Origin of the sequence: Desulfovibrio sp. Fe33 (assembly GCF_028532725.1) — a bacterium.
In the GTDB taxonomy this organism is placed as follows: Bacteria; Desulfobacterota; Desulfovibrionia; order Desulfovibrionales; family Desulfovibrionaceae; genus Pseudodesulfovibrio.
The window spans coordinates 125,658-149,788 of record NZ_JAQKGU010000001.1 but is presented as its reverse complement, the minus strand read 5'-3'; the positions used below and the strand labels follow the sequence as shown (position 1 = coordinate 149,788).

Below are 24,131 nucleotides of genomic sequence, written 5' to 3'. Positions count from 1 at the left end.
AGTCTCCTTTGCTTGTCGGCATGGTACCCCTGCCCGCGGTTTCTGGCGAGGATAAATTGACCCGGACGGGGAGCTACATGGCCGCGTACACCGCTTCCAGGATGCGGGCCGAATTGGCGGCTCCGTCGAGGTTGAGATTGAGGGGCGCGGCCTTCCTGTCCAGACTCTCCCGCATGAGCGAAGCCAGACGCTCCGCGCCGAGATCATCCTCGGTGATGACCTTGAGGCCGCCTTTTTCCTCGATGCGCCGGGCGCGCATGTTCTGCTCGCGGTTCTGAAGAAAGGGGTACATGAGCCCGAAGGTGTTGGTCGCCAGCAGATTCATGGTCGTGTTGTAGCCGCCCAGGGAAACGGACAGCCTGGCCAGATCGAGATAGGCCAGGAACCGCTTGGTGAAGCGTTTCACGGTGATGTGCGGAAAGGCTTCGGCCTGGGCCTGAAGACGCGCGAACTCGTCCTCCTCGACATAGGGACCGGTGAACATGGCCAGTTTGTGCGGGTGGGTCCGCTGAAGGATGGGCGAAGCGGCCATGGCCCCGCGCAACAGGTCGCGGCCGATATGTCCGCCGCCCACGGAAACGACCACCAGGGGCGTATCGCCGAGATCGAGTTCGGCGGCGAGCCGCTCGGTCTCGGCCGGATCGGGCTTGCGGGCCACATAGCCGGTGTAATGGACTTCGGGAACGATGCCGTCCACGCCGGGAAAGGTCTCGTCGAGCCTGACGAGGTTGGGGTCCGAATGCACCAGGACGTGGTCGAAATTGGGATTGAGGTAGCCGTGGACGCGCTCCACCTGCCGCTTCATGTCGTTCTTCTCCACCAGGATGTCCCGCACGGAGCAGACCGACCGGCACTTGCCGTACTCGCCCTTCCGGACCTTCTTGAGGATGGGCAACAGCTCGAAGCGGAATTTCTTGCGCCCGAAGGGAAAGAGCTCGACCATGAAAATATCGGGCTGCTGCTCCGCCATGATCTGTTTGAACAGACGCAGGCGGCGCACCAAGACCTCGTCCACCTCGGCCCCCTCTTCCAGGGGAATGAAGCGGGTGAACTTGGCGTCCATCATCAATCCGGGAAGCTGGACTCTGGTCATGTTGGCCGGCGGATCGAAATCCACCTCGGCCCCGCCCGTAACCAGGACAACCTCGTGATCCTTCAGGGCCTTGACGATTTCCAGGGACCGGAACATGTGGCCGACGCCGAGCACGTGCTGGCAGTAGAAGACGATGCGCATTACAGCTCCATATTCAGCTCGCCCAGGGCGAGTTCGTTTTCAACGCATTCTATGCGGTGCAGGCGGTACGGCAGGTATTCCACCGCATCGTCGGGCATGAAGTCCGAGCCGGACAGGGCGTGGGCGAGGCATTTGAGGACCCCGTTGTGGGTAATAACCAGCACGGACTCGCCTGAATGTGTTTCAGAGAAATCGATGAGCGCGTCGCAGGCGCGGAAAAGGACCTCGTCGCGGCTCTCCCCGCCGTCCGGGCGAAAGCCGAATCCCTGGTATTCCTGCCTGCGGACCTCCTTGCGCATCTCCTTCAACTCTTCCTTGGTCAGGCCGGTCCACCGGCCCCAATCCTGTTCCCCGAGCCGTTCGTCCTCGAACACGGGTAGACCCAAGGCCTCGTTGATGATATCGGCCGTTTCCCTGGCCCTGGAAAGGGTCCCAGTCAGGATGCAATCCAGCCCCTCCCCGGCCAGGGCTTCCCCCCACTTGCGGGCCATTTCTCGACCTTCATCGCAAAGCGGGACATCGGTGTTGCCCTGAATGCGGCATTGCCGGTTCCATTCGGTCAACCCGTGGCGCATACAGAAATAGGTGGTCATGTCGTTCAGGCCCTCGCTTCGGCCAATCGGCGCAGAACCTCGGCTACATGGCCGTAGTTGCGCCGCGCGTTGTGTTCTTCGCTTACGTATCGCGGCGCGTTGTCGGCCAGCGCCGCGCACCGCTCCGGGTCGCGGATTAGCTCATCCACGCCCCGGGTGAAATGTTCCAAGGCCGCCGGGGTGATGATCCCGGTCCGGCCGTGGGCCACCACATGGGGCGCGCCCTCGTCGTCCGTGGCCACCACGGGCAGACCGCACTGCTGCGCCTCCAGATAGACCATGCCGACGCTCTCCTTGAGCCCCGGAAAGGCGAACAGGTCGCCGGCGGCGAAAAAGCCGCCGAGCCGCTCGCGGTCCACCAGCCCCACAAAGCGCACCCGCTCCCCGAGCAGGGCCTGCGCCTCGGACTCCAGTTTCGGCCTGCGCGGACCGTCTCCAGCCACGGCGAGGACGATATTCCTCCCCTGCCGCACGAGATCGGCGCAAGTCTTGAAGACCCACCGCACGCCCTCGGCCTTGACCCCGGCGCGCATCATGGCCGCAGTGACCACCACGCGTGCGTTCTCCGCCCCCCACTCCCGGCGCAGCGCGGCTCCGGCAGCCCCGTCGCGGGCAAGCAGGCCCTCAGGCAGACCGGGCCGGACATGGGTATAGCGGTCTGGGGGCAACAACTTGGCGCACCCTTTCAGATCATTGAAACGATTGCAAAAGATATGATCGGCACGGAGCATGGCCCGTCTGTTGAGGCGGAAGCCCGGCCATGTTGCCGCCTTTCGGCCCCGGTTCTCGGCGTAACTGGCCTGGAAAAGCGCGTAGGGAATCCCCAGCCTGGCGGCGCAAGCAGGACCGAACACGTCCGGCGCCTTGTAGTAAGTGCCGTAGGTCAGCCATGCCCCGCATCCCCGGGCGGCCTCGGTCATCCTCCCCATGGCCCGGTACGCGCCGGGCCAACTGAAAGGATGCTTCCATATCTCCTTGGCGGGGAAAAACGGCACGGAGACCACTTCATGGCCAAGCCCGGACAACGTATCACGCAGATCGCGGGCGATGGTCACGTCGCCGGAAACCGACGCGTTGTCCAAAGGTTTGAACGGGGTGCACAAGGCGATCTTCACGGGTCACTCTCAAATTTTCAGCGAAACGCCGTCAACGCACACCAACTGCCCCCGCGACCGGCCTACTGCCGGGGCGGCAACAGGGGCAGCGGCTCCGGTTCCACAACCGGCAAATGAGCCAGCCGGGTCTCCACAACCTTGGGGTTGGGATAGGTCTCCAGAATGGATTCAAGCAGCTCCCGGGCCTTGGCGTAATCCCGGTCGTTCTCGGCTATGTCGGCCTGAAGAAAGATCGCGAGCGCCCGTGTCTCGTCGGATATTTTCCCGAGCCTGAGCAGCGCGTTCAAGGTCTTGGACGCCTGGGACCAACTGGAAATGAAGGTGTAGCTCTGGGCCAGCTCATACATGCACTTGGCCTTGGCCTCATCGTCCGCAGCGGAATCCGCGCAGTTCTCAAGGGTTGCGGCCACCAGGTCGTAACTGCCCATGGACCTGTACAGCCGCGCCATACGCAGTTGGGTCCTGTAGACATGATCGGGGTTGTCCTGGGCGTGATTCAAACATTTTTCAAATGATTCAAGAGCCTTTGCCGTATTGCCAAGCTCAGAATAGACCTCACCCAACTGAAACATGATCTTCCAGGCCGTATCCGGGTCGTCGCCCAGCTCAAGGTACATGGCTTCAAGCAGGACCACGGCCCGATCGTAGTCGCCCTTGATGGACACCGCAATCTCGGCCAGCCGGTCCCACGCCTCCTTGCGATGCGCGCCCTGGGGCTCCACCTGAAGATAGCGTTCGAAATCCTTTTCCGCTTCGAGGTAGAACCCCTTGGAATAGGATTCGCGCGCCCGCTCGATGTCCTCCCGGCCGGGCGTGGAGGACGAAGAGCAGGCCGCGGCGGCAAACGCCGCCGCGGCCAGCAGTATCAACACGAGTATGGTTCGCATAGCCCTCTAGGCCTGGACCTCGGTCAGGTCTTCGTCGTCATCCATGACAAGGTCGAATCCAACAACCTTGTTTTCGGCGTCCATGCGCACCAGGCGAACGCCCTGCGTGGCGCGGCCGCGGGTCTGGCTGACTTCGCCGACCGACATGCGGATAACCTTGTTCTGGGAAGTGAGCAGGATCACGTCGTCGGACTCGTTGACCATGTGCGCGCCCACGACCTTGCCGGTCTTGTTGGTCAAGCGCATGTTCAGGATGCCCTTTCCGCCCCTGGTCTGGACCCGGTACTGATCGATGGAGGTACGCTTGCCGTAGCCGCCTTCGGACACGGTCAGAATCTGATCGCGCTCGGAATCGCCGGTTACGACGCAGGCCACAACCTCGTCATTGGGCCGCAACGCCATGCCCTTCACACCGGCGGTCGCGCGTCCCATGGGACGCGCGTCGTTGATGTTGAAGCGGATCGCGGAACCGTCCCGGCTGGCCAGGATGCAGTCCACGTCCGGCTCGATCTCCCGCACGGTCATGAGCTGATCGCCGTCGCGCAGGTTCACGGCCCGGATGCCGGTGGTCCGGCAGTTGCCGTACAGTCCGATGGAAGACCGCTTTATCATGCCCTTGCGGGTAACGAACAGGAAGAACCTGTCGTCGTCGAACTCCCGCAGGGACAGGCAGGTGGCTATATGCTCGTCCTTCTCCAGGGGCAGGAGGTTGTTGACGTGCCCGCCCTTGGCGTAGCGCGACCCTTCCGGCACCTGGTGGACCTTGATCTTGAACATCTTGCCCAAGTTGGTGAACAGCACCAGATGCTGATGGTTGGTGGTCAGCATGAAGGTGTGGATGAAGTCCCCGTCGCCGGTCTGCACGCCCGCAATGCCCTTTCCGCCGCGCTTCTGGGCGGTGTAGTTGGACAGCGGAGTGCGCTTGATGTAGCCCCGGCGGCTCAAGGTGATGACCGTATCCTCGTCCGGGATAAGGTCTTCGATGTCGATGGAGTCGAGATCGGCCTGAAGCAGCTCGGATTTGCGCGGTGTGGCGTAGTTTTCCTTGATCTCGGAAAGTTCGTCACGGATGACGCCCTTGAGCACGTCCTCGTTGGACAGAATGGACTTGAAGTATTCGATCTTCTTCATCAATTCGGCCAATTCTTCCAGAAGCTTGTCGCGTTCCAGTCCGGTCAGCTTCTGCAAGCGCATGTCGAGGATGGCCCGGGCCTGAATCTCGGAGAGCTCGAACCGGACCATCAACGCGTCGCGGGCCTCGTCGGGCGACTTGGACGCGCGGATCAGCTTGACGACTTCGTCGATGTTGTCGAGAGCGATGCGCAACCCTTCCAGGATGTGAACGCGCTTCTCGCACTTGTCGAGATCGAACTTGGTCCGGCGGATGATGACTTCGCGGCGGTGCTCCAGGAAGTGCCTCAGAACCTCTTTCAGGTTCAGCAGCATGGGCCGCTTGCCGACGACGGCCATCATGTTGATGCCGAAGCTGGTTTCCAGCGGCGTGTACTTGTAGAGCGAATTGATGATGATATCCGGAATGGCCCCGCGCTTGAGGTCCAGAACGATGCGGATGCCCTTGCGGTCGGACTCGTCACGCAGGTCGGCTACGCCGTCAATCTTCTTCTCATGGACCAGCGCCGCGATCTTTTCCACCAGGGTGGACTTGTTGAGCGCGTAGGGAATCTCCCTGATGATGATCGCTTCCTTATGTCCCTTGCGGGCTTCCTCGATCTCCACAACGCCGCGAATCTTGATGGAGCCTCGGCCCGTGGTGTAGGCGTCGATCAGTCCCTGGCCCCCGAATACGGTGCCGCCTGTGGGGAAGTCAGGTCCCTTGACCCGCATCATCAGGGACTCGATGGTGCAGTCGGGATTGTCCAGCAGGTGGATGGAACCGTCGATCAGCTCGCCTAGGTTGTGGGGCGGGATGTTCGTGGCCATGCCGACCGCGATGCCGGTGGTGCCGTTGAGCAGCAGGTTCGGCACCTTGGTGGGCAGGACGGAAGGCTCCTGAAGGGTGTTGTCGTAGTTGGGCGAGAAATCGACGGTGTTCTTTTCGATGTCCCCGAGGAACTCCGAGCAGAGCTTCGCCATTCTGACTTCGGTGTAACGCATGGCGGCCGCGGAGTCGCCGTCGATGGAACCGAAGTTGCCCTGGCCGTCGACCAGCATGTCGCGCATGGAAAAGTCCTGCGCCATACGCACCAACGCGTCGTAGACCGCGGAGTCGCCGTGCGGGTGGTATTTACCGATGACGTCACCGACCACGCGGGCGGACTTCTTGTAGGCCCTGTTGTGGTAGTTGCCCAGGTCGTACATGGCGTACAGGATGCGCCGGTGAACCGGCTTCAACCCGTCGCGAACGTCCGGGATGGCGCGTCCGATGATGACGGACAGGGAATACTCAAGATAGCTTTTCTTGAGTTCGCTTTCGATGGTGATTGTATCACTCATTCCTTACTTGCCTCCTGGGATGCCGGTCCCCGGCAGGGGCTGCTTCCGGCTGCCCGGACCTCCTTTGACAAAGGGGGCCGGGAATCTCCCAAACTTTTGTCTCGCCGCCGGGCCGGTTCGCCCGGACACACATCGGCGGCGCTGGTTTTTCGCAAACTGAAATCCGTCGGCTGTTCGCCTAGCCTCTGAACAAGGGCCGGGTCCGCCTCTTCGCGGCTCCCCGACTCCCGCCGAAGCCTTGACTAGATATCCAGATCCTGGACGGCCAGGGCGTTCTTTTCGATGAACTCCCTGCGCGGTTCCACGTTGTCGCCCATAAGGTCGATGAATATGTCGTTGGCCGCAGCCGCGTCCTCGACGGTCACACGGAGCATGGTCCGGTTTTCCGGGTCCATGGTCGTTTCCCAGAGCTGTTCCGGGTTCATTTCACCCAGACCCTTGTAGCGCTGGATCTGCCAGCCGCGATGGGCTTCCTCGATGACCGCGTCATACAGCGCGAAAATGCCGGAAACGACCCTCTCGCCCTCTTTCATGTCCAGGGCGAACTCGAACCCGCCGCAAGCCTCCTTGAGCTCTCCATAGGTCTTGTAGGCCGTTCTGTAGAGCTTGGAATGGAAGAACTCCATGGCCAGGCGCGTGCGATGGCCGTTGTCGTTCTCGAACGCGAGATACAGGCGGTCCTTATCCTGCTCATGGTCGTGTTCCGTCTCTATCTCGACCTTGTAGCCGTTGGTCTCGAAATTCTTCTTGAATATTTCGGGATCGTGCTCTTCGAAATAGGTGAACGAAATCCGCTCCGGGAATTCCATGAGCTTCATGTACAGGTCGGGCGCGATGCCCACGGTTTCCGCCTCGTTGAACCGGACGCGCATGAAGCGAATCTTCTCCATGGCCTCGATCAGCCGCTGTCCTTCCAGCACGGCGTTCTTCTCGGTCTTCACGGAAAGGTCGCCGCCGATGCGCTCGATCAGGAAGTTGTCCAGCTCGATGTCGTCCTTGATGAACCGTTCGAACTTGCCCTTGCTCGCCCGGTACAGCGGCGGCTGGGCGATGTAGATATGGCCTCGGTGGATCAGCTCTTCGTACTGCCTGAAGAAGAAGGTCAGGAGCAGGGTACGAATGTGCGAGCCGTCCACATCGGCATCGGTCATGATGACGATCTTGTGGTAGCGCAGCTTGTCGTAGTCCTTTTCGTCCTCTTCATGGCCTATGCCTATGCCGAAGGCGGTAATCATGGCCCGGATTTCCTTGTTTCCGAGCATCTTGTCCAGGCGGGTCTTCTCCACGTTCAGAATCTTGCCTCGAAGGGGAAGAATGGCCTGAATCTTGGGGTTGCGGCCCTGCTTGGCCGAGCCGCCTGCCGAATCACCCTCAACGATGAAGATTTCGGAGTCGGCGGGATTCTTCGACTGGCAGTCCGCCAGCTTGCCGGGCAACGCGTTGTCGGACAAGGCGCCCTTGCGGCGAACCAGGTCCCGAGCCTTGCGCGCGGCCTCGCGAGCTCTCGCCGCGTCCACGACCTTCTCGATGATGAACCGGGCTTCCTTGGGATTCTCCTCGAAGAAGGTGTTCAACTTCTCGTAGATGACGCCGGCCACCAGACCAGCGGCCTCGGAGTTGCCGAGCTTGGTCTTGGTCTGGCCCTCGAACTGCGGATCGGGCAGCTTGACCGAGATGACCGAAGTCAGGCCTTCGCGGACGTCGTCGCCGGTCAGCTTCTTGACCAGTTTCCTCGGCAGGTCGGCGTTCTGGACGTAGTTGTTGATGGCCCTGGTCAAGGCCGTCTTGTAGCCCGCCAGGTGCGTACCGCCCTCAATGGTCCGGATGTTGTTGGCGAAGGTGTAGGTGTTTTCCTTGTAGCCCGAGGTGTACTGAAGGGCGAATTCGACAATCATGTTCTCGGACTCGCCGACACCGTGCACTATCTCGCCGATGGTGTTCAGGTTGGTGTTGATGTCCTTGACATACTGCGTAATGCCGCCCTCAAACTTGAAGCTCTCGGCACTGCCGGACCTCTCGTCCTTGAACTCGATCTCCAGGCCCGAGTTCAGATAGGCCAGCTCGCGGAACCGCTTGCGCAGAACATCGTATTCGAACTGATTGACCTCGAAAATTTCCTCGTCGGGTCTGAACCGCTGCGTGGTGCCGGTGGAATCGGACGGTCCGATCTCCTCCAGCTCGCCGACCACGTGGCCGCGTTCGAACTTCATGCGGTAGGTCCGGCCGTTACGCCTGACCGTGGTCTCCATGAACTCGGACAGGGCGTTGACGCAGGACACGCCCACGCCGTGCAGGCCGCCCGAGACCTTGTAGGAGTCGTTGTCGAACTTGCCGCCCGCGTGCAGCGTGGTCATGGCCAACTGAACCGCAGGAACCTTTTCCTTCGGGTGGATGTCCACAGGGATGCCGCGGCCGTTGTCGGTGACCGTACAGGAGTTGTCCATGTGCAGGGTGACCTTGATCTTGTCGCAGTACCCGGCCATGGCCTCGTCAATGGAGTTGTCGATAACTTCGTAGACCAGATGATGCAGGCCACGGATGTCCGTGGACCCGATGTACATGGCCGGGCGTTTCCGAACGGCCTCGAGTCCCTCTAGAACGGTAATTGACTCGGCGTTGTACTGTTTCTCGCTCATTTATGCGTTTTCCTCGGTATAGTAGGTCTCTTCCTGGATCATCATGGGCATGACGATCACTATGTAATCCTTGTCGTCGACTCCGGTCAGCCCGCAGGGGGCCTCGGTGCCGGTGAGCGTGAATTTCACGGTCTCGGAATTGAAATGGTTGAGTATCTCGATCAGGTTCCGCGTGGGGAAGGCGATCCGCTCCATGTCGCCGGAGAAGACGGCGTCGATGGACTCCCGGGCCGTACCTGTCTCCTGGCCCTGCGCGGACACGGTTACTTCGTTCTCGCCGAACGTGAAGTAGGCGCAGCGGTTGGAGTCGGTATTGAACAGGGCCACACGGGACAGGGCGTCCACCAGGTCGAGGCGCTTGACCTCAAGGGTGGAGACGTTGTCGTCGTTCAGCCTGGCCAGGAAGTTGTTGTAGTTCGGATACTGGTAATAGGACAGCGGCAAGGTGAAGGTTTCCCGCTTGTCCCCGGTGCGGAAGAAGAGCCGCTTGTTGGAAATGGCCAACTCGATCTCATCGGCGGTCAGCCACTTCTTCAGTTCGGACAGATACTTCTTCTGGATCAGCACGCCCTCTTCGGGAAGCATCGCGTAAATGTCGTCGTTGACGAAATCGAGCATGGCGAACTGATGCCCGTTCAGGCCGCAGACTTCGACGATCTTGTTGCCGTCCTTCTCGCGCGGAACAATGTGGATGCACGCGATGGCCTCCATGGAGTCCTCATCGGAAATGCAGAAGGATATCTTGTCTATGATCTCATGAAGGAAATCGCCGGACCAGTAGACTGTGCCGTCCTCGGGAAAGGAGGAGAACTTCTGGAACCACTCGGGATCGTTGACCGGGAACTTGTACTTTCTGGCCTTCTGCTCAACCAGCACGTTCTGATTCGCGTCATCCGTATGGATGGTAAGCTCCCCCTGATCGGATCTGAGCTGCTTCACCAGGTCGTAGAAGGCGCGCCCCTGCACGCCGGCCAAACCTTCCCCTTCCAGGGCTGCCGGGTACGATCCCATGAACTCCAGATTCGAGTCGGTGCTCATGATGTTCAGGTTCCCGTTTTCGCACTGGAGCCAGATGGTCCGCAGGAAGGCTGCACCGGTTTTGGCCGGGATGATGTTCGCCGACTTCTGGAGTCCTTCGATGATTTCATCTCGGTTCACTTTCAGAAACATAAAAAATATCTCCTTGATTGAGATTTATTACCTCGGTTCCTTTGTTCCTTTTGGAATCAAGTCATTATTTTTATTGATTTTTTTAAGCACACTGTTTGTTATCATTTACGAACCGAAAGTGCGTGAATCGGTTCAATCCGCCAATTGTCACGACATGCGACATTTATTCTTCAACGTTTTCAACAGTTGTTTCAATTCGAAGTCATCTTCCTGTAATTGATCGATTTTTTTGACCGAGTACAGGACCGTCGAGTGATCTTTTCCGCCGAAGGCCCTGCCCAGCGCCGGGTAGGATGTGTTCAACATCTGGCGGCAAAGGTACATGGCCACCTGGCGGGCGTGGGCGATATGTTGGTGCCGTTTGGTGCCCGTAAGGTCCTTCACGTGAACGCTGAAGTGCTCGGCCACCACGCTGAGTATCTTCTTGGGCGTCAGGTCGTCCGTGGTCTTTTCCTCGGTGTTGGCCAGGATGTGTTCAAAATCCTTCTGCGAGAGGTCCTGCTTGACCAGTTCCTTGAAGGCGAAAAGCTTGAGCAGGATACCTTGCAGGTAACGGAAGTCCGTGAACCGCTGGGCCAGCGTAAGCACCTGTTCCTTCGTCAGAGTCAGCCGCTTGGCCCGGGCCTGACGCTGGATGTAGCCGACCCGAATTTCCAGGTCGGGCTCCTTGAGGGTGACGATCAGCCCCCACCCCAGACGCGACTGGAGGTTGTCGTCCAGGAAGTCGTAACTGGTGACTTTCTCCCGGCAGGCTAGGACCATCTGTTTTTTGTTGTCGTAGAAGTGATTGAATATATTAACCAATTCCTGTTGGAAATGGGGATGTTCCTTGATCTTGTGGAAGTCGTCGATGAACAGGAAATTGTATTCGAACAGGTGGTTGCGCGCCTTGAACGGGTCGCCCTTGAACCGGATTGAGTACAGGGAGTTTAGTTCCTCCAGGGAACCCATGAAGATGGTCGAATAGTCGTGCTTCTTGCTGATCTCGTTGGCCACGGACTTGAGCAGATGGGTCTTGCCGGACCCGCCCGGCCCGCAAATGATGAACGGGTTGAACAGGGAGCCCGTCTGCTTCGCCACCTCCTTGGCGGAGGCGATGGGGAAATAATTCTTCTTGTTTATCAGGAAGGTGTCGAAGGTGAATTCCTGGCCGAAGGGAAAGTCGATGCGTTTGACCACGTCGGCCACCTGGACACCGCGTGAGCGGTCGGCGGATTCGCTGTCCTTGTAGCTGACCACGTAGCCGTTTCCCAGGAACAGATTGAGCTGCGCCTCGAACTTGTCCTGAATGTCCGACTCGAACCACTTGGCGAAAAAAGAATGGGGAAAACCGATGGTGAGCCGTTTGTTTTCCTCGGAGTAGTCGAAGGACAGAGGGTCGAACCAGCGCTTTAATTCCTCGTCCGTGCAGGTCTGGAGGAAGTGTTGCCGTAGTGAATCTTTCACGATGTGATGGTGTTTTTTGTAACTAGTTGAAATTTAAGTATTATAAAAACAAAAAAACGAGTCTAAAAAAACTCCCGAAATTAATGTGATTCTATACTCCAAAATGGGCCGGAAGCCAAGCTTTTCCGCCATTTTTTCCCTTATTTGACGTATTCGAAACACCGTTTTCTACCGTTGCTCGAACATCTGTTGATAACATGAGGAAAACAAGGAGTTTTCCTCTTATTTTGGAGTTATCAACAGACGCTTTCCGGGCAGATCAACAAGTCGGTTTTCCTTCCGGCGAATTTGGATTACAAGAGGTTGACTTCAAGCACGGAACAACACCCCCGGCCGCTGTTCGCGCGAGGGGGCGAAGGCAGGATACAAATGGCAGAATTCAAAGTGAACAAGACGGTCAGCGAGATCAACGAACGCATTCGCCAGGGCAAGGCCGTGGTCGTCAATGCCGAGGAGATGGTCGAGATCGTCAGGAAGGAAGGGAAGGTCAAGGCCGCTCAGGAAGTGGACGTCGTCACCACCGGCACCTTCTCTCCCATGTGCTCCTCCGGTCTGATCTTCAACATAGGCCAGCAGCCGCCGGTCATGAAGGTTTCCAAGCTGTGGCTCAACAACGTGCCCTGCTACAGCGGCCTGGCCGCCGTGGACGCGTATCTCGGGGCCACAGAGTCCGCCGAGGACGATCCGTTGAACAAGGTCCATCCCGGACGCTTCGCCTATGGCGGAGCGCACGTCATGGAGGATTTGCTGCGCGGTAAGGCCGTGCATCTGCGGGCCGAGGCCTACGGCACGGACTGCTACCCGCGGCGCGAACTGGACAAGGATATCACCCTTGCCGACCTGCCCAATGCGGTCATGCTCAACCCGCGCAACTGCTACCAGAACTACAACGCGGCCGTGAACCTCACCAACAGGACCATTTACACGTACATGGGCCCCCTCAAGGCGAACGCGTCGAACGTGAACTACGCCACCTCCGGCGAGCTCTCCCCGCTTTTCAACGATCCGTACCTGAAGACCATCGGCCTGGGCACGAGAATCTTCCTGGGCGGCGGCATCGGCTACGTCATCGGCGAGGGCACACAGCACGTCCAGAAGCCCAAGCGCAACGAACGCGGCATCCCCGAAAGCGGCTCCGGTACTCTCATGCTCAAGGGCGATTTCAAGAAGATGGAAGCCCGCTACGTGCGCGCCCAGTCCATCATCGGCTACGGCGTTTCCCTGGCGCTCGGCGTGGGTATTCCCATCCCCATGCTCAACGAGGAGATGGCCTGGTTCGCCGGCGTGTCCAACGCCGACATATCCATGCCCGTCAAGGACTATGGCTACGATTATCCCAACGGCATCCCCCGCGAGGTCACCCGCGTGACCTTTGAGGAACTGCGCAGCGGTGAAATCACGGTCAATGAAAAGAAGACCTCTACCGTGCCGGTTACCTCCCACGCAATGTCCCTGGAAGTGGCCGACAAGCTCAAGGAATGGATACTCAAGGGCGAATTCCTGTTGACCGAAAAGCAGGAAGATATCCCGAGTTATTAATAAGAATGCCTCCGGCGGCCAGAGGGGAAACCTCTTGAAAGAGGTTTCCCCTCTGGACTCCCCTTCCAAAACTTTTTGTGTGCCTTCGGCAGGTGCGCACAGTGCAAGTTGGAAAGGCTGTCCCTCTTGGGACAGCCTTTTTGTTTGAGGGTGAAGATTCTTCTATTTCTTTCGCGAGGTGACTGCAAAAGTGTCGGAAGGGAAAGGATGAGCCCCATACGGGAGAATTTTGGGGGTGTGTCTATAGTGCACCCCAATCAGCGTGTTGTATGGAATGCCCCGTTGCTCCAGACATAAGCGCGATAGCAGGGAACGACGTTATCGCTGCACTGCGAAGGATGCACCGCCAGCAAAAGAACATTGGTTCCGTCCATGTCCACGACCTTCCATCCGTGAGCAAGAAACTCGTATGGTTTTCCGTCCACAACGACCCACAACAAGGTGCCGCCGGTGCCGCCCCACATGGTGAGGGATGTCGAGCAGGAAAATTGCGACGCATCCACAATAGTCTCAGGGCGGCCGTCGCCGGTGAAGTCATACAGTGTAATGGTTTGCTCGGTGGAGTGAAATTTCCCATCGTTAAAATCCGTACACATCTTCTTTTCACGCTGGACGATTTCCGTAGCGGTGATCGGTCCGTCCTCGGCCATTGCGCCCTGTGCGAAGCACAGTATGGCGGCGATAAAAAACAGAACGCATCTCATAGGGGCTCCTTATTTCTGTTATTGATATTGTTGGTGCGAGAATTCCCCGACGCCTTCTACAATGAGTCCCGAGGGCCGCAAAAATCGAAACTCCGTGTTTCGGCTCAGCCCGTGCGGATTATTGCCCTGGCATCAAATAGAGGCGGCATTCCGTTTTGGACGGCTATCGGTAACGCCGTCATCGTTCCTGATTAGGCTTGACCAGAGAAGACGCACCTATAACGGCATACCGGATAATTGAATGTTGCTCAATGCCATGCGCGTTATTTTGGCAAGGTGCCGCTTTTTCGCCCAATTGCGCTTTGGCCGCTAGGTCGCAAAAAGGCCCTGCCGGAACGACAGGGCCTTTTTGATGTGAATGGCTATCCGCGTATCTAGGCGACGTGCTTTGCGCCCGCCTTGATGGCTTCGGCGTTGGCCGGGATGAGTTTGTGGTAGCGCGGGGATATGACGTTTTCGAGAGAGCCGATCAGGGCATCCAGGGGGATGATTCCCGAGGCCTGGACGAAGGCACCGATGGCGACCATGTTGGCCATGCGGGTGTTGCCCAGTTCGTCGGCGATCTCGTTGCACGGCACGTCATAGCATTTGAGGCGTTCCGTATCGGCCAGCTCCATGTCGATGAGGGAGGAGTTGATGATATGGATGCCGCCGTCCTGCACGCGCTGTTGGAACTTGTCCAGGGACGGCCGGTTCATGGCAATGAGGGATTTGGGCCGGAGGATGATGGGCGACCCGATGTCCTCTTCGGAGAGCACCACGGTACAGTTGGCGGTTCCGCCGCGCATCTCGGGGCCGTAGACCGGGATATAGGTGACGTTGAGGCCGTCCTTCATGCCCGCGTAGGCGAGGAGGTTGCCGATGAGCATGACGCCCTGGCCTCCGAAGCCCGCGATGATGGAATCGATATAGCGCATCAGCAGACACCCCCTTCCTCGGAAACGTCTTTATAGATGCCCAAGGGGAAGTATGGGATCATTTCCTTTTCGATTCGCTCGTTGGCCTTGAGCGGGGTCATTTTCCAGTTGGTGGGGCAGCCGGAGAGCAGCTCGACGAATCCGAATCCGGTGTTGTTGAGCTGGAACTCGAACGCCTTTTTCAGGTATTTCTTGGCCTTTTTGATGTTGGCCACGGAGTTGAGCGCGCCGCGCGCGGCAAAGGCCACGCCGCCCAGGGAGGCGATGATTTCGGTCATGCGGATGGGCGCGCCTTCGTGCGTCTGGCAACGTCCGGCGGGAGTGGTCGTGGTGATCTGTCCGATCATGGTGGTCGGGGCCATCTGGCCGCCGGTCATGCCGTAGACGGTGTTGTTGACGAAGACGACGCACATCTTTTCACCGCGGTTGGCGGCGTGCATGATTTCGGCCATGCCGATGGAGGCGAGGTCGCCGTCACCCTGGTAGGTGAAGACGAATTTGTCGGGCCGGGAGCGCTTTACGCCGGTGGCCACTGCCGGTGCGCGGCCGTGCGGCGCTTCCACTGCATCCACGTTGAGGTAGTTGTAGAGGAAGACGGAGCAGCCGATGGAGGTGACCAGGAGGGTGTTTTCCGCCAGGTTCATTTCGTCGAGCAACTCACCGATGAGCCGGTGGGCGATGCCGTGATGGCAGCCCGGGCAGTAATGGGTGGGCCGGTCGATGACGCTTTCGGGCCTTTCAAAGACCAATTTTTCGTTCATTTCGGTCATTTATTTACCCTCCAGGCAGTTGAGGATCGGCTCCTCCAGCTCATCCGGGGTGGGCAGGTTTCCGGGGTAGACGGGGTAGAAGTCGGAGTCCGCGATGGTCCTGATGGCCAGGCGGACATCGTCGACCATCTGTCCCAGGTTGTGCTCAATGGTGAGGAATCGCTTGCCCTGCTCGGCCAGCGCCTTGAGTTCCTGTTCCGGGAACGGGTACAGGGTGATGGGCCGGAACAGGCCGACCTTTTTGCCTTCCTTGCGGAACTTGCGCACCGTGGACTTGGCGATGCGGCCGATGGAGCCGTAAGCGCAGACGATAAGGTCGGCATCCTCGGTCTCGAATTGCTCGGCCTCGGTCATGCTCTTCCAGGAGTCGTATTTGGCCTTGAGCAGTTTGTTCTGTCCGGCCAAGGCGCCTTCTTCGAGGAAGAGGGACTTGATGAGCCGTTTTTCACGGCCGCCGGTGCGTCCGTTGATGGCCCAGTCGCCGCCCGCGTTTTCGTCGACGTTCTCGGGTTCCCAGGGAACGATGGGTTCCTTCATCTGGCCGAGAATGGCGTCGCCCAGAATGAGCACCGGTGTACGGTGTTCGAAGGCGATGTCGAAGGCGCGGATGGTCAGGTCGTAGGCTTCCTGCACAGTGCCGGGAGCGAGGGTGAAGTGACGGTAGTCGCCGTGCCCGCCGCCTCGGGTGGACTGGTAATAGTCGCCCTGGGAAGGACCGATGTCGCCCAGGCCTGGCCCACCTCTGGTCATGTTGACGACGACCGCCGGGACTTCGCTGCCCGCCATGTAGGAGATTGCCTCCTGCTTGAGGGCGATGCCGGGCGAGGAACTGGAGGTCATGGCCCGGACGCCGGTGGCGCCCGCGCCGAGCAGCATGTTGGCCGCGGCCACTTCGGATTCGGCCTGGACGAAGTCGCCTCCGGCCTTGATCATGGCCGAGGACATGAACTCGGGAATGTCGTTCTGGGGAGTGATGGGGTAGCCGAAGAAACACTTGCACTTTGCGGCCAGTGCGCCGCGTGCGATGGCTTCGTTACCCTTGACGAAGATGCGTTCTGATGTCTTGCTCATGCTACTTATCCCCTTTTTTCTTTGGGGTCCTGTACACTTTGATCGCCACGTCGGGGCAGATCTGGGCGCAGGATGCGCAGCCGGTACATTTGTCCTTGTCGGCCTCGGGCACCTCGGCGACCTTGTAGCCGCTGACGTTGAACCGGTCAGACTGGACGATGATGTCGACGGGACAGACGGTGGTACAGAGCAGGCACCCCTTGCACCGATCTTCCTGGACCTCAATTCGAGACATGTTTACTCCAGTTCTGTTAATAATGAGAAAATGTTGCCGTAGTTACAGGATGAGCATCGCATCCCCGTAGGAGAAGAAACGGAAGTTGTTTTCCAGGGCGAACGCGTATGCATCCAGAATGGTTTTTCTACCAGCAAGAGCCGAGATCATAATGATGAGCGACGATTCTGGCAAATGGAAGTTCGTGAGGATACCGTCGACCACTCCGAAAGTATAGCCCGGCGATATGAAAATGTCCGTTTCTCCGTGGAACGGGCGGATGGAGCCCGCTTCGCGAAGCATCCCTTCCAGCGTGCGGGCGCTGGTGGTGCCCACCGCGATGACGGGGCGTCCTTCGGCCTTGGCCCGGCGGACGGCCTCCGCCGTGGCGTCGGAAACCTCGATGTATTCGGCGTGCATCCGGTGGTCGCGGATGTCCGGGCAGCGCACCGGGCTGAAGGTTCCGTAGCCGACGTAGAGGGTCACTTCGGCCCACTCGATGCCCCTGGCCCTGATCCGTTCGCGCAATTCCGGGGTGAAGTGCAGTCCGGCCGTCGGAGCGGCCACGGAGCCCGTTCTGGACGTGTCTGAATAGGTGGTCTGGTACCGCTCGCGGTCAGCCTTGCCGTCCGGCCGCTTGATGTAGGGCGGAAGCGGCAGATGGCCGAGGGCGTCGAACAGCGCCTTGAGGTCGCCCTTCCAGCGCAGCTCCACCTTCCAGCGGCCGAATTCGCCCGCCTTCACGGCGGTAAGATGAAAGTCGTCGGAAAACGACACGGTCGTTCCGCGCTTTGGCCCCTTGGAGGCGCGCAGCAGCCCTTCGGCCTCGGCCGTGAACCAGTCGCCCTTCTCCACCGGCTGCATGAGCGGCAGCGGCGTGAGCAGCAGAAATTCCACCTGGCCGCCGGTGGGTTTGTGGCCGAAGACGCGCGCCGGGATGACGCGGGAGTTGTTGGCCACCAACAGGCAGTCTTCCGGGAGGAAATCGATCAGGTCCGTGAATCGGGTCGGGGTCAGCGAGCGGTCCTCGCGGTTGAGGACCAGCAGCCTGGAGCCGTCGCGCCGTTCGGCCGGTTCCTGGGCGATGCGGTCCTCGGGCAGGTCGTAATCGTAGCTCGACAGGCGGTAATCTTCGGGTATTTCCATAAATATATGTCCAATCTCCTTGTGCGATTCGTTTTGTACAACACCTCGAATTTCAACGGAATCTTTTTCTTTTTCAATGATATCGGCAGTATATGGGTCAAAGGGAGCTTTCGGCGGCAGGGGCTTGATCTTGGCCGAATTCATGTTATTTCATATCCATGAATTGGCTTTCCGTGGCTGAGATAGCCAAACTCACCCGCATCCCCGCCCCGACTGCGCGCCGGTACGCCGCTCTGTTCAAGGATTTTCTCGGGGGCCGGAAGGTCGGACGCGTGACCAAGTACCCGGAGGATTCCGTGGTCGTCTTCGAGCGCATATCCCGACTCTACGGCGACGGTCTCGTTACCAGCGAGATCGACGACAGGCTGCACAGCGAGTTTCCCCGGACCATCGAGGTAGACACCCGCCCCTCGGGCGCGGGGCAGCCCGTTGCGTCCATGGACGGTTTCTCCGATCTGGCCGCCACCTTCAACGATGTCCTTTCCCGCGTCACCTCGTGCATGGAGGTCATCGCGGATCAGAAGGCGACCATTGAGCGGCAGCAGGAAGACATTCACAAGCTCAAGACCGCCTTCGTGCTTCTCGCCCGCAGTCAGAAACGCATCAAGCAGCTGCCCTCCGGCCCTGCCGTATTGCCCGAGGAAATAATCGAGCAGACCAAGGCGCTAGAGGAGAAGGATGCGGAGATTGAGGAAATGGCCCTCAAGCTGACCTTCGACACTTCGGATATCAAGGCAAAGCTTCAGATACTCGAGAGCGAACTCGTCCGGTTGCGCAAGGACCGGCGGGACATGGAAAGATACCTTCAGGACAAGATCGACCGGCTCAGGCACGCCGCGTCCTGATTGAGAGAATGAACCACACGCACAGCCCGGAGGGAGAATAATGCGCTCTTTCACCAAAATTCTTTTGGCACTGCTGATCGTCGGCGCGCTGGCCGCCTGCACCGCCAGAACCAGCTCTTCCACTTCCGGGTCGCCCCAGGTGTCCGCCGGACAGCAGCAGGAGCCGGACTACTATCTCGATTTCGACGACATCATGATCCCCAAGGAAATCGACTACGTGAACGACGGGTCCTACAAGCTCGACAACGCCAAGTTTCGCGCTGCGATCATGAAGTTCAAGGGCCGGGTCGAAATCACCGAGCTGGTGCAATACTTCATCAACAACATGACCAAGGACAACTGGAGTCTGGTTTCCAACAACAAGGCCAGCTCCGTGCAGTTCCTGACCTTCGAGAAGTACAACAAGAGCTGCGTTATCGAGATCGACGACTCCTTCGCCTCCGCCACCACTACCATTTTCGCGGTGGAAGTGAAGGACTCGGGCGACGTGAAGAGAAAGTAACATGCAGCCTCATTATGAATTCGCCGGGTTCATGGGCAAGCGCGTCCACCTCGGTGTGACGGGCTCCATCGCCGCGTACAAGGCCTTGGATCTGGCGCGCGCCCTGCAACGGGCGGACTGCATGGTCTCGGCCACCCTGACCAAGGCCGCAGCCCGGTTCGTTACGCCCCTCTCCTTCGAGGCGCTCGGAGCATCGCCCGTCTATACGGACATGTTCGACGAAGCTCCCGGAGCGGATACGGCCTTCGGTCATCTTGAGCCGGGACAGGCCGCGGACGCCCTGCTCATCGCCCCCGCCTCGGCGAATACCATGGCCAAGCTCGCCTTCGGGCTGGCCGACGATATGCTTTCCTGCCAGGCCCTCGCCTTTGCCGGGCCCAGGATCGTGGCCCCGGCCATGAACCCGCGCATGTGGGCCGCTCCGGCCACCAGGCGGAACTGGGACATGCTCGGCGAGCTCGGCTACATCCGGGTGACGCCGGACGACGGTTCGGTCGCCTGCGGCGACACCGGCACCGGACGCCTCGCGCCCCAGGAAGAGATTCTCGTCGCGACCCTCAAGGCGCTGGCTCCGCAAGACATGGCGGGCAAGCGGGTGCTCGTCACTCTTGGCCCCACCCGCGAGCCGTGGGACGCCGTGCGCTTCTGGTCCAACCCGTCGAGCGGCACCATGGGCGCGTGCGTGGCCATGGCCGCCTACCTGCGGGGCGCGGACGTGACCGTTGTGGCCGGGCCGACTTCCCTCGTTTTCCCCTGCGGCGTGACCGTGACGCCCGTGACCACCGCCCTGCAAATGTTTGAGGCGTGCACCGACCTTTGGCCGGATATGGACATGGCTTGCCTGACCGCGGCCGTGGCCGATTATCGCCCTGTGCCTTTCGGCGATACCAAGTTCAAGAAGGCGACCTCGGCCGGAGCGGGCATCACCGTCCAGTTCGAGACCAACCCGGACATCCTCAAGACGCTGGGCGGTTCCAAGCGCGAGGGGCAGAAGCTGATCGGCTTCGCCGCCGAGACGGACAACATTCGCGGAGAGGCGGCGAGAAAGCTCGAAAGCAAGAATCTCGACCTTATTGCGGCCAACAACATCTCCCGCCAAGGCAGCGGCTTCGGCGTGGCCACCAACGAGATGTATGTCATGGACGCCAAAGGCCGTAAGGAACAGTGGCCGCAACTGCCCAAGACCGAAGTTGCATGGAGACTATGGGATCACCTTCTTCTCGACTGAACGTGCGCGAATCGCTCCGGCCCTGGCTCGAATCCGGGCTTGAGTTCGTCTACGCTCCCGGCGGGCTGACCGTTGAGGCGCAGCCCGAATCCGCGCGCCCTTCCGAGCGTCCAGCCGCTTCGCAGCCCCTCCAGTCTTCCTCGCGTCCGGCCGCGGGGACAAGGGAGGCGGCCGCGCAGCAGCATCCTGCCGCCCAACCCGGGAGCGGCCGTCCCGTTTCCCGCCCCTCCCACTCCACCCAGGCTCCGCAGCCCGCTGCGCAAACGCAGTCCGGCGTGACGCCGAATTTCCCCGCGCCCTGGTCATCCTTCCTGCGCTTCACCAAACCCGGCGCAAAGGTGGTCATGACCTACATGGAGCTGGGACTTGATCTCGGCGGCCAGGCCGATCCCAGACGACGCTCCGTGCTCAAGAATCTCCAGGCTCATCTGAAGTGGCCCCCGGGAACGATCAATTACTGGCCTATGGCCGCGCTGATCGACGGCGCGCTCCAACCCGATGCCTCCATGTTCTGGCGCGGCTGGGAGTTGTGGCACACTCCGCATATCATCTGTTTCGGCGCGGAGACTATCCGGGTCATCCTTCCCGACGCCGATCCCGAGTCCGTCACGCATCTTTTGCAAAACGTCATAGTGCATCGGCTGCCGCCCATGTCCCGTTTTGTCGAAATGCTCCCCCACGAACAGCAGATGGCCATTGATAATATCGCCAACATGCGGCTGTGATCGGCCGTTTTGCCCATATGGGTGAAATTCGCGCATATTTTCGTTTTGACGCGAGAGAACGTCCGCGGCGGACGTGAGGTCGATTTTCCTTGGAAAATCGCTGTCCGCCGAAATGTGGCTAAAGTAAGTAACCCCTTGTATACCAGTATGTTATGCGTAATTTCCCACTTTTTTATGTTGTCTTGGGTTTTCAGGTGATTTGTCGACCCAAGCGGCAATGCGAAGTTATGAAAACTTGCCCTTAGGGCTGTAAGTAGAGTATGAGCTTTGTGCGGCGTGCGTTGTCCGCTTCCGCACCATGCATCGCAAGTAAACCACCTGGCTAAAACCAGGTATAAGGATCGTTCATATGAAAATACTCGTGACCGGAGCCGCAGGCTTCATCGGCTTTCATCTCTCCAAACGACTGACCGCCGAGGGACATGAAGTCGTCGGTCTTGATAACCTGAATGACTACTATGATGTGAACCTGAAAAAGGCCCGTCTCAAAATTCTTGAGCAAAGCCCTCTTTTCAAGCACGTGAACATCAACCTTCAGGACGAACAACCCATGAGCGAGTTGTTCAAGGCCGAGAAGTTCACCCATGTGGTCAACCTGGCCGCGCAGGCGGGCGTCCGCTACTCCATCGAGAATCCCAGGTCCTACATCGACTCCAATGTCGTCGGGTTCCTCAACATTTTGGAAGGTTGCCGCCACAACGGCGTCGAACACCTGGTTTACGCCTCCAGCTCCTCCGTGTACGGCCTGAACACCAAGATGCCGCTCAATCCCCATGAAGGCGTCGACCACCCCATGAGCTTGTATGCGGCCACCAAGAAGTCCAACGAGATGATGGCCCACTCCTACTCGAGCCTCTACAACATGCCCACCACCGGCCTGCGCTTCTTTACGGTATATGGACCGTGGGGCCGCCCCGACATGGCTCTTTTCCTGTTCACCAAGAACATCATCGAAGGCAAGCCCATCAACGTTTTCAACTACGGAAAGATGCGTCGCGACTTCACCTACATCGACGACATCGTCGAGGGCGTGGTCAGGGTCATGAAGCGGACGGCAGTGCCCAATCCCAAATGGGATGGCGACAAGCCCGATCCGTGCACCAGCTCTGTCCCCTATCAGATCTACAACATCGGCAACAATACCGTGGTCGAGCTTTCCCGCTACATTGAAGTCATCGAGGAAGTGGTCGGCAAGAAGGCTATTTTCAACTACATGCCCATGCAGGCCGGCGACGTCCCCGCCACCGAGGCCGACGTCTCCGATCTTCAGAATGATGTCGGTTTCAAGCCCGACACCACCATTGAGGTAGGCATCCGCAATTTCATCGAATGGTACAACGAATACTACGGAAAATAGCGGCGATCACCTCGATCATCACGATCATCAAGGGCGGCTTTAGCCGCCCTTTTTTGTGTCTTTTCTCCTTTTCCAAGCCTCGTCTCTTGCCTTTGTTTTTTATTCAGCCTACGACATTCGAAGCGACAAGAGGACGATGTTTCACGTGAAACATGCTGTTTTTCGGAAAGGAATGTTTCACGTGAAACAAACGACTTTATCTCGAACGCATCAAGTGCAGCTCGAAAGCGAGGGTCCTGTGGCGAGAAGAATCGTGATTGCGAACCAGAAAGGCGGGGTGGGCAAGACCACTACCGCCATCAACCTGGCGGCTTCCCTGTCCGTGATGGAAAAGCGCGTTCTCCTGGTGGATTGCGATCCCCAGGGCAATGCGTCCAGCGGGCTGGGTTTCTACCCGGGGGACAAACGGGAGAATGTCTATACGGTGTTGTTCGAACCGAAGAACATCCATAAGGCAATCTACGAAACCGGGGTCCCCTTCCTCGACATCCTGCCGGGGACTCAGGACCTGGTGGGCGCTGAAATCGAGTTGGTGGACAAGTTCGGCCGTGAATACTATCTGCGCGAACTCATCGAGCAGGTGGATGGCGAGTATGACTTCATTCTCATAGACTGCCCCCCTTCCCTCGGACTGCTGACCGTGAACGCCTTGTGCGCGGCGACGGAACTGCTTGTGCCCTTGCAGTGCGAGTACTATGCGTTGGAAGGCATCGCTCAGTTGCTCATGACCTATGAGCTGGTACGCAAAAGACTCAACCAGGGGCTGGATATCCTCGGCGTGGTTCTGACCATGTACGATTCACGCAACAGACTTTCGTGGCAGGTGAAGAATGAGGTGCGGAAGGCTTTCCCTCAACACCTGTTCGAGACGATCATTCCAAGGAACGTGCGTCTCTCCGAGGCTCCGAGCTTTGGTAAGCCCGTGATCAACTATGATATCAAGTCGCGGGGAGCGGAGGCGTATCTGGCCCTGGCTCAGGAAGTGGAGCGTAGCGCTACGGCCGGGGCTTAAGCAGGTTCTTTTCCATCCGCGCCGCCCCTGATGATCGGGCGGCGCAAACGTGAGCAAGCGGCGATCAGTACCGCCCTTCCTTGGAGGTGATCTTGTCCTCCTGATAGGGAGTACACTCGGTGGATATTTTGTCCTTGAAGTGCTTTTTGACCACCTTAGCCCGGCAGTTCATGCACTTGAAGGACACCAAGCCGGCGAGGTTGGCGCTCGTGAGACGGAATCGGCGAGGTTCGTCCTCGGACCAGTCGGCCGTTTCGTTGCCGCAATTATCGCAGGTCACGTCCATGTCCACGGGATACGGGAAGTCCCAATACTGGGTGAGTTCTTCCCAGTCGGAGACAGGCTCCGGCTTTTCCTGGACCGTGGGGGTCTCGCTGACGCCGAGGGCGGCCATGACCTGATCGCGGACGGCTGTCCACGCTTCGGCGGTCAAAAGCGCGCCGACGAGGTTGCCGTCCTTGTCGAAAAGTTCATTGATGTGCTGGGACATGTGCGCTCCATGTGTTCTGTTTTCGGAGCGTTATAGGCACTAGCGTCATTTAGAGCAAGAATGAAATTACAAGCCA

The 24,131-nt window shown here is 59.1% G+C and carries 22 protein-coding genes; 7 read left to right on the top strand and 15 right to left on the bottom strand.

What is annotated here, in order from left to right; all coding sequences use genetic code 11:
- Positions 1 to 73: 73 nt before the first annotated feature.
- The 8 genes from PSN43_RS00705 to PSN43_RS00670 all read right to left on the bottom strand — a co-directional run bounded on the left by PSN43_RS00705 (position 74) and on the right by PSN43_RS00670 (position 11,535).
- The gene (locus PSN43_RS00705) at positions 74 to 1,234 is read right to left on the bottom strand and encodes a glycosyltransferase family protein (RefSeq protein WP_272698791.1); all 1,161 of its coding nucleotides are present in this window, start codon (positions 1,232 to 1,234) and stop codon (positions 74 to 76) included.
- Positions 1,234 to 1,827 carry a histidine phosphatase family protein gene (locus PSN43_RS00700; protein WP_272698790.1) on the bottom strand — a complete coding sequence of 198 codons (594 nt, stop codon included), beginning with the start codon at positions 1,825 to 1,827 and terminating at the stop codon, positions 1,234 to 1,236. Before PSN43_RS00700 ends, PSN43_RS00705 begins: the two co-directional genes overlap by 1 nt.
- Positions 1,828 to 1,832: 5 nt before the next feature.
- Positions 1,833 to 2,942 carry a glycosyltransferase family 4 protein gene (locus PSN43_RS00695; RefSeq protein ID WP_272698789.1) on the bottom strand — a complete coding sequence of 370 codons (1,110 nt, stop codon included), beginning with the start codon at positions 2,940 to 2,942 and terminating at the stop codon, positions 1,833 to 1,835.
- A 62-nt stretch (positions 2,943 to 3,004) separates the two neighbouring features.
- Positions 3,005 to 3,829, bottom strand: coding sequence for a tetratricopeptide repeat protein (locus PSN43_RS00690; RefSeq protein ID WP_272698788.1), 825 nt, complete (start codon positions 3,827 to 3,829; stop codon positions 3,005 to 3,007).
- A gap of 6 nt (positions 3,830 to 3,835) precedes the next feature.
- A complete protein-coding gene (gene gyrA, locus PSN43_RS00685) occupies positions 3,836 to 6,283 on the bottom strand; it encodes a DNA gyrase subunit A (protein ID WP_272698787.1) in 2,448 nt (815 codons plus the stop codon).
- Between the two features lie 242 nt (positions 6,284 to 6,525).
- The gene (gene gyrB, locus PSN43_RS00680) at positions 6,526 to 8,919 is read right to left on the bottom strand and encodes a DNA topoisomerase (ATP-hydrolyzing) subunit B (RefSeq protein ID WP_272698786.1); all 2,394 of its coding nucleotides are present in this window, start codon (positions 8,917 to 8,919) and stop codon (positions 6,526 to 6,528) included.
- Positions 8,920 to 10,089, bottom strand: coding sequence for a DNA polymerase III subunit beta (gene dnaN / locus PSN43_RS00675; protein WP_272698785.1), 1,170 nt, complete (start codon positions 10,087 to 10,089; stop codon positions 8,920 to 8,922). It lies immediately after the preceding gene.
- A gap of 147 nt (positions 10,090 to 10,236) precedes the next feature.
- Positions 10,237 to 11,535 (bottom strand): DnaA ATPase domain-containing protein, encoded by a 1,299-nt coding sequence (locus PSN43_RS00670; protein WP_272698784.1) that lies wholly within the window; start codon positions 11,533 to 11,535, stop codon positions 10,237 to 10,239.
- Between the two features lie 369 nt (positions 11,536 to 11,904).
- Between PSN43_RS00670 and PSN43_RS00665 the strand changes: the two genes are divergently transcribed.
- A complete protein-coding gene (locus PSN43_RS00665) occupies positions 11,905 to 13,074 on the top strand; it encodes a homocysteine biosynthesis protein (RefSeq protein WP_272698783.1) in 1,170 nt (389 codons plus the stop codon).
- A gap of 257 nt (positions 13,075 to 13,331) precedes the next feature.
- Here PSN43_RS00665 and PSN43_RS00660 read toward each other — a convergent pair whose 3' ends face one another.
- The 6 genes from PSN43_RS00660 to queA all read right to left on the bottom strand — a co-directional run bounded on the left by PSN43_RS00660 (position 13,332) and on the right by queA (position 17,896).
- The gene (locus tag PSN43_RS00660) at positions 13,332 to 13,778 is read right to left on the bottom strand and encodes a hypothetical protein (protein WP_272698782.1); all 447 of its coding nucleotides are present in this window, start codon (positions 13,776 to 13,778) and stop codon (positions 13,332 to 13,334) included.
- A gap of 374 nt (positions 13,779 to 14,152) precedes the next feature.
- Positions 14,153 to 14,695, bottom strand: a complete 543-nt coding sequence (locus tag PSN43_RS00655; protein WP_272698781.1) for a 2-oxoacid:acceptor oxidoreductase family protein — start codon at positions 14,693 to 14,695, stop codon at positions 14,153 to 14,155.
- Positions 14,695 to 15,465, bottom strand: a complete 771-nt coding sequence (locus PSN43_RS00650) for a thiamine pyrophosphate-dependent enzyme (protein WP_272698780.1) — start codon at positions 15,463 to 15,465, stop codon at positions 14,695 to 14,697. Before PSN43_RS00650 ends, PSN43_RS00655 begins: the two co-directional genes overlap by 1 nt.
- Entirely contained in the window at positions 15,466 to 16,536 is a 1,071-nt protein-coding gene (locus tag PSN43_RS00645) for a 3-methyl-2-oxobutanoate dehydrogenase subunit VorB (protein ID WP_272698779.1), read from the bottom strand.
- 1 nt (position 16,537) lies between these two features.
- The gene (locus tag PSN43_RS00640; protein WP_272698778.1) at positions 16,538 to 16,771 is read right to left on the bottom strand and encodes a 4Fe-4S binding protein; all 234 of its coding nucleotides are present in this window, start codon (positions 16,769 to 16,771) and stop codon (positions 16,538 to 16,540) included.
- A gap of 42 nt (positions 16,772 to 16,813) precedes the next feature.
- Positions 16,814 to 17,896 carry a tRNA preQ1(34) S-adenosylmethionine ribosyltransferase-isomerase QueA gene (queA, locus tag PSN43_RS00635; RefSeq protein ID WP_272698777.1) on the bottom strand — a complete coding sequence of 361 codons (1,083 nt, stop codon included), beginning with the start codon at positions 17,894 to 17,896 and terminating at the stop codon, positions 16,814 to 16,816.
- Positions 17,897 to 18,054: 158 nt separating this feature from the next.
- On the opposite strand from queA, the gene PSN43_RS00630 reads away from it, so the two are divergent.
- The 6 genes from PSN43_RS00630 (at position 18,055) to PSN43_RS00605 (ending at position 23,565) form a co-directional block, all read left to right on the top strand.
- Complete coding sequence (locus PSN43_RS00630; RefSeq protein WP_272698776.1) at positions 18,055 to 18,741, top strand: hypothetical protein; 687 nt, start codon at positions 18,055 to 18,057, stop codon at positions 18,739 to 18,741.
- A 40-nt stretch (positions 18,742 to 18,781) separates the two neighbouring features.
- On the top strand, positions 18,782 to 19,243 hold the full coding sequence (locus tag PSN43_RS00625; RefSeq protein ID WP_272698775.1) for a hypothetical protein: 462 nt from the start codon (positions 18,782 to 18,784) through the stop codon (positions 19,241 to 19,243).
- A gap of 1 nt (position 19,244) precedes the next feature.
- A complete protein-coding gene (gene coaBC / locus PSN43_RS00620) occupies positions 19,245 to 20,471 on the top strand; it encodes a bifunctional phosphopantothenoylcysteine decarboxylase/phosphopantothenate--cysteine ligase CoaBC (RefSeq protein ID WP_272698774.1) in 1,227 nt (408 codons plus the stop codon).
- Between the two features lie 2 nt (positions 20,472 to 20,473).
- Positions 20,474 to 21,196: a hypothetical protein gene (locus tag PSN43_RS00615; protein WP_272698773.1), complete on the top strand. Its 723-nt coding sequence runs from the start codon at positions 20,474 to 20,476 to the stop codon at positions 21,194 to 21,196.
- A gap of 349 nt (positions 21,197 to 21,545) precedes the next feature.
- The gene (locus PSN43_RS00610) at positions 21,546 to 22,553 is read left to right on the top strand and encodes an NAD-dependent epimerase (RefSeq protein WP_272698771.1); all 1,008 of its coding nucleotides are present in this window, start codon (positions 21,546 to 21,548) and stop codon (positions 22,551 to 22,553) included.
- 238 nt (positions 22,554 to 22,791) lie between these two features.
- Complete coding sequence (locus PSN43_RS00605) at positions 22,792 to 23,565, top strand: ParA family protein (protein ID WP_272698770.1); 774 nt, start codon at positions 22,792 to 22,794, stop codon at positions 23,563 to 23,565.
- 64 nt (positions 23,566 to 23,629) lie between these two features.
- Here PSN43_RS00605 and PSN43_RS00600 read toward each other — a convergent pair whose 3' ends face one another.
- Positions 23,630 to 24,055 carry a hypothetical protein gene (locus tag PSN43_RS00600; protein WP_272698769.1) on the bottom strand — a complete coding sequence of 142 codons (426 nt, stop codon included), beginning with the start codon at positions 24,053 to 24,055 and terminating at the stop codon, positions 23,630 to 23,632.
- Between the last annotated feature and the right edge of the window lie 76 nt (positions 24,056 to 24,131).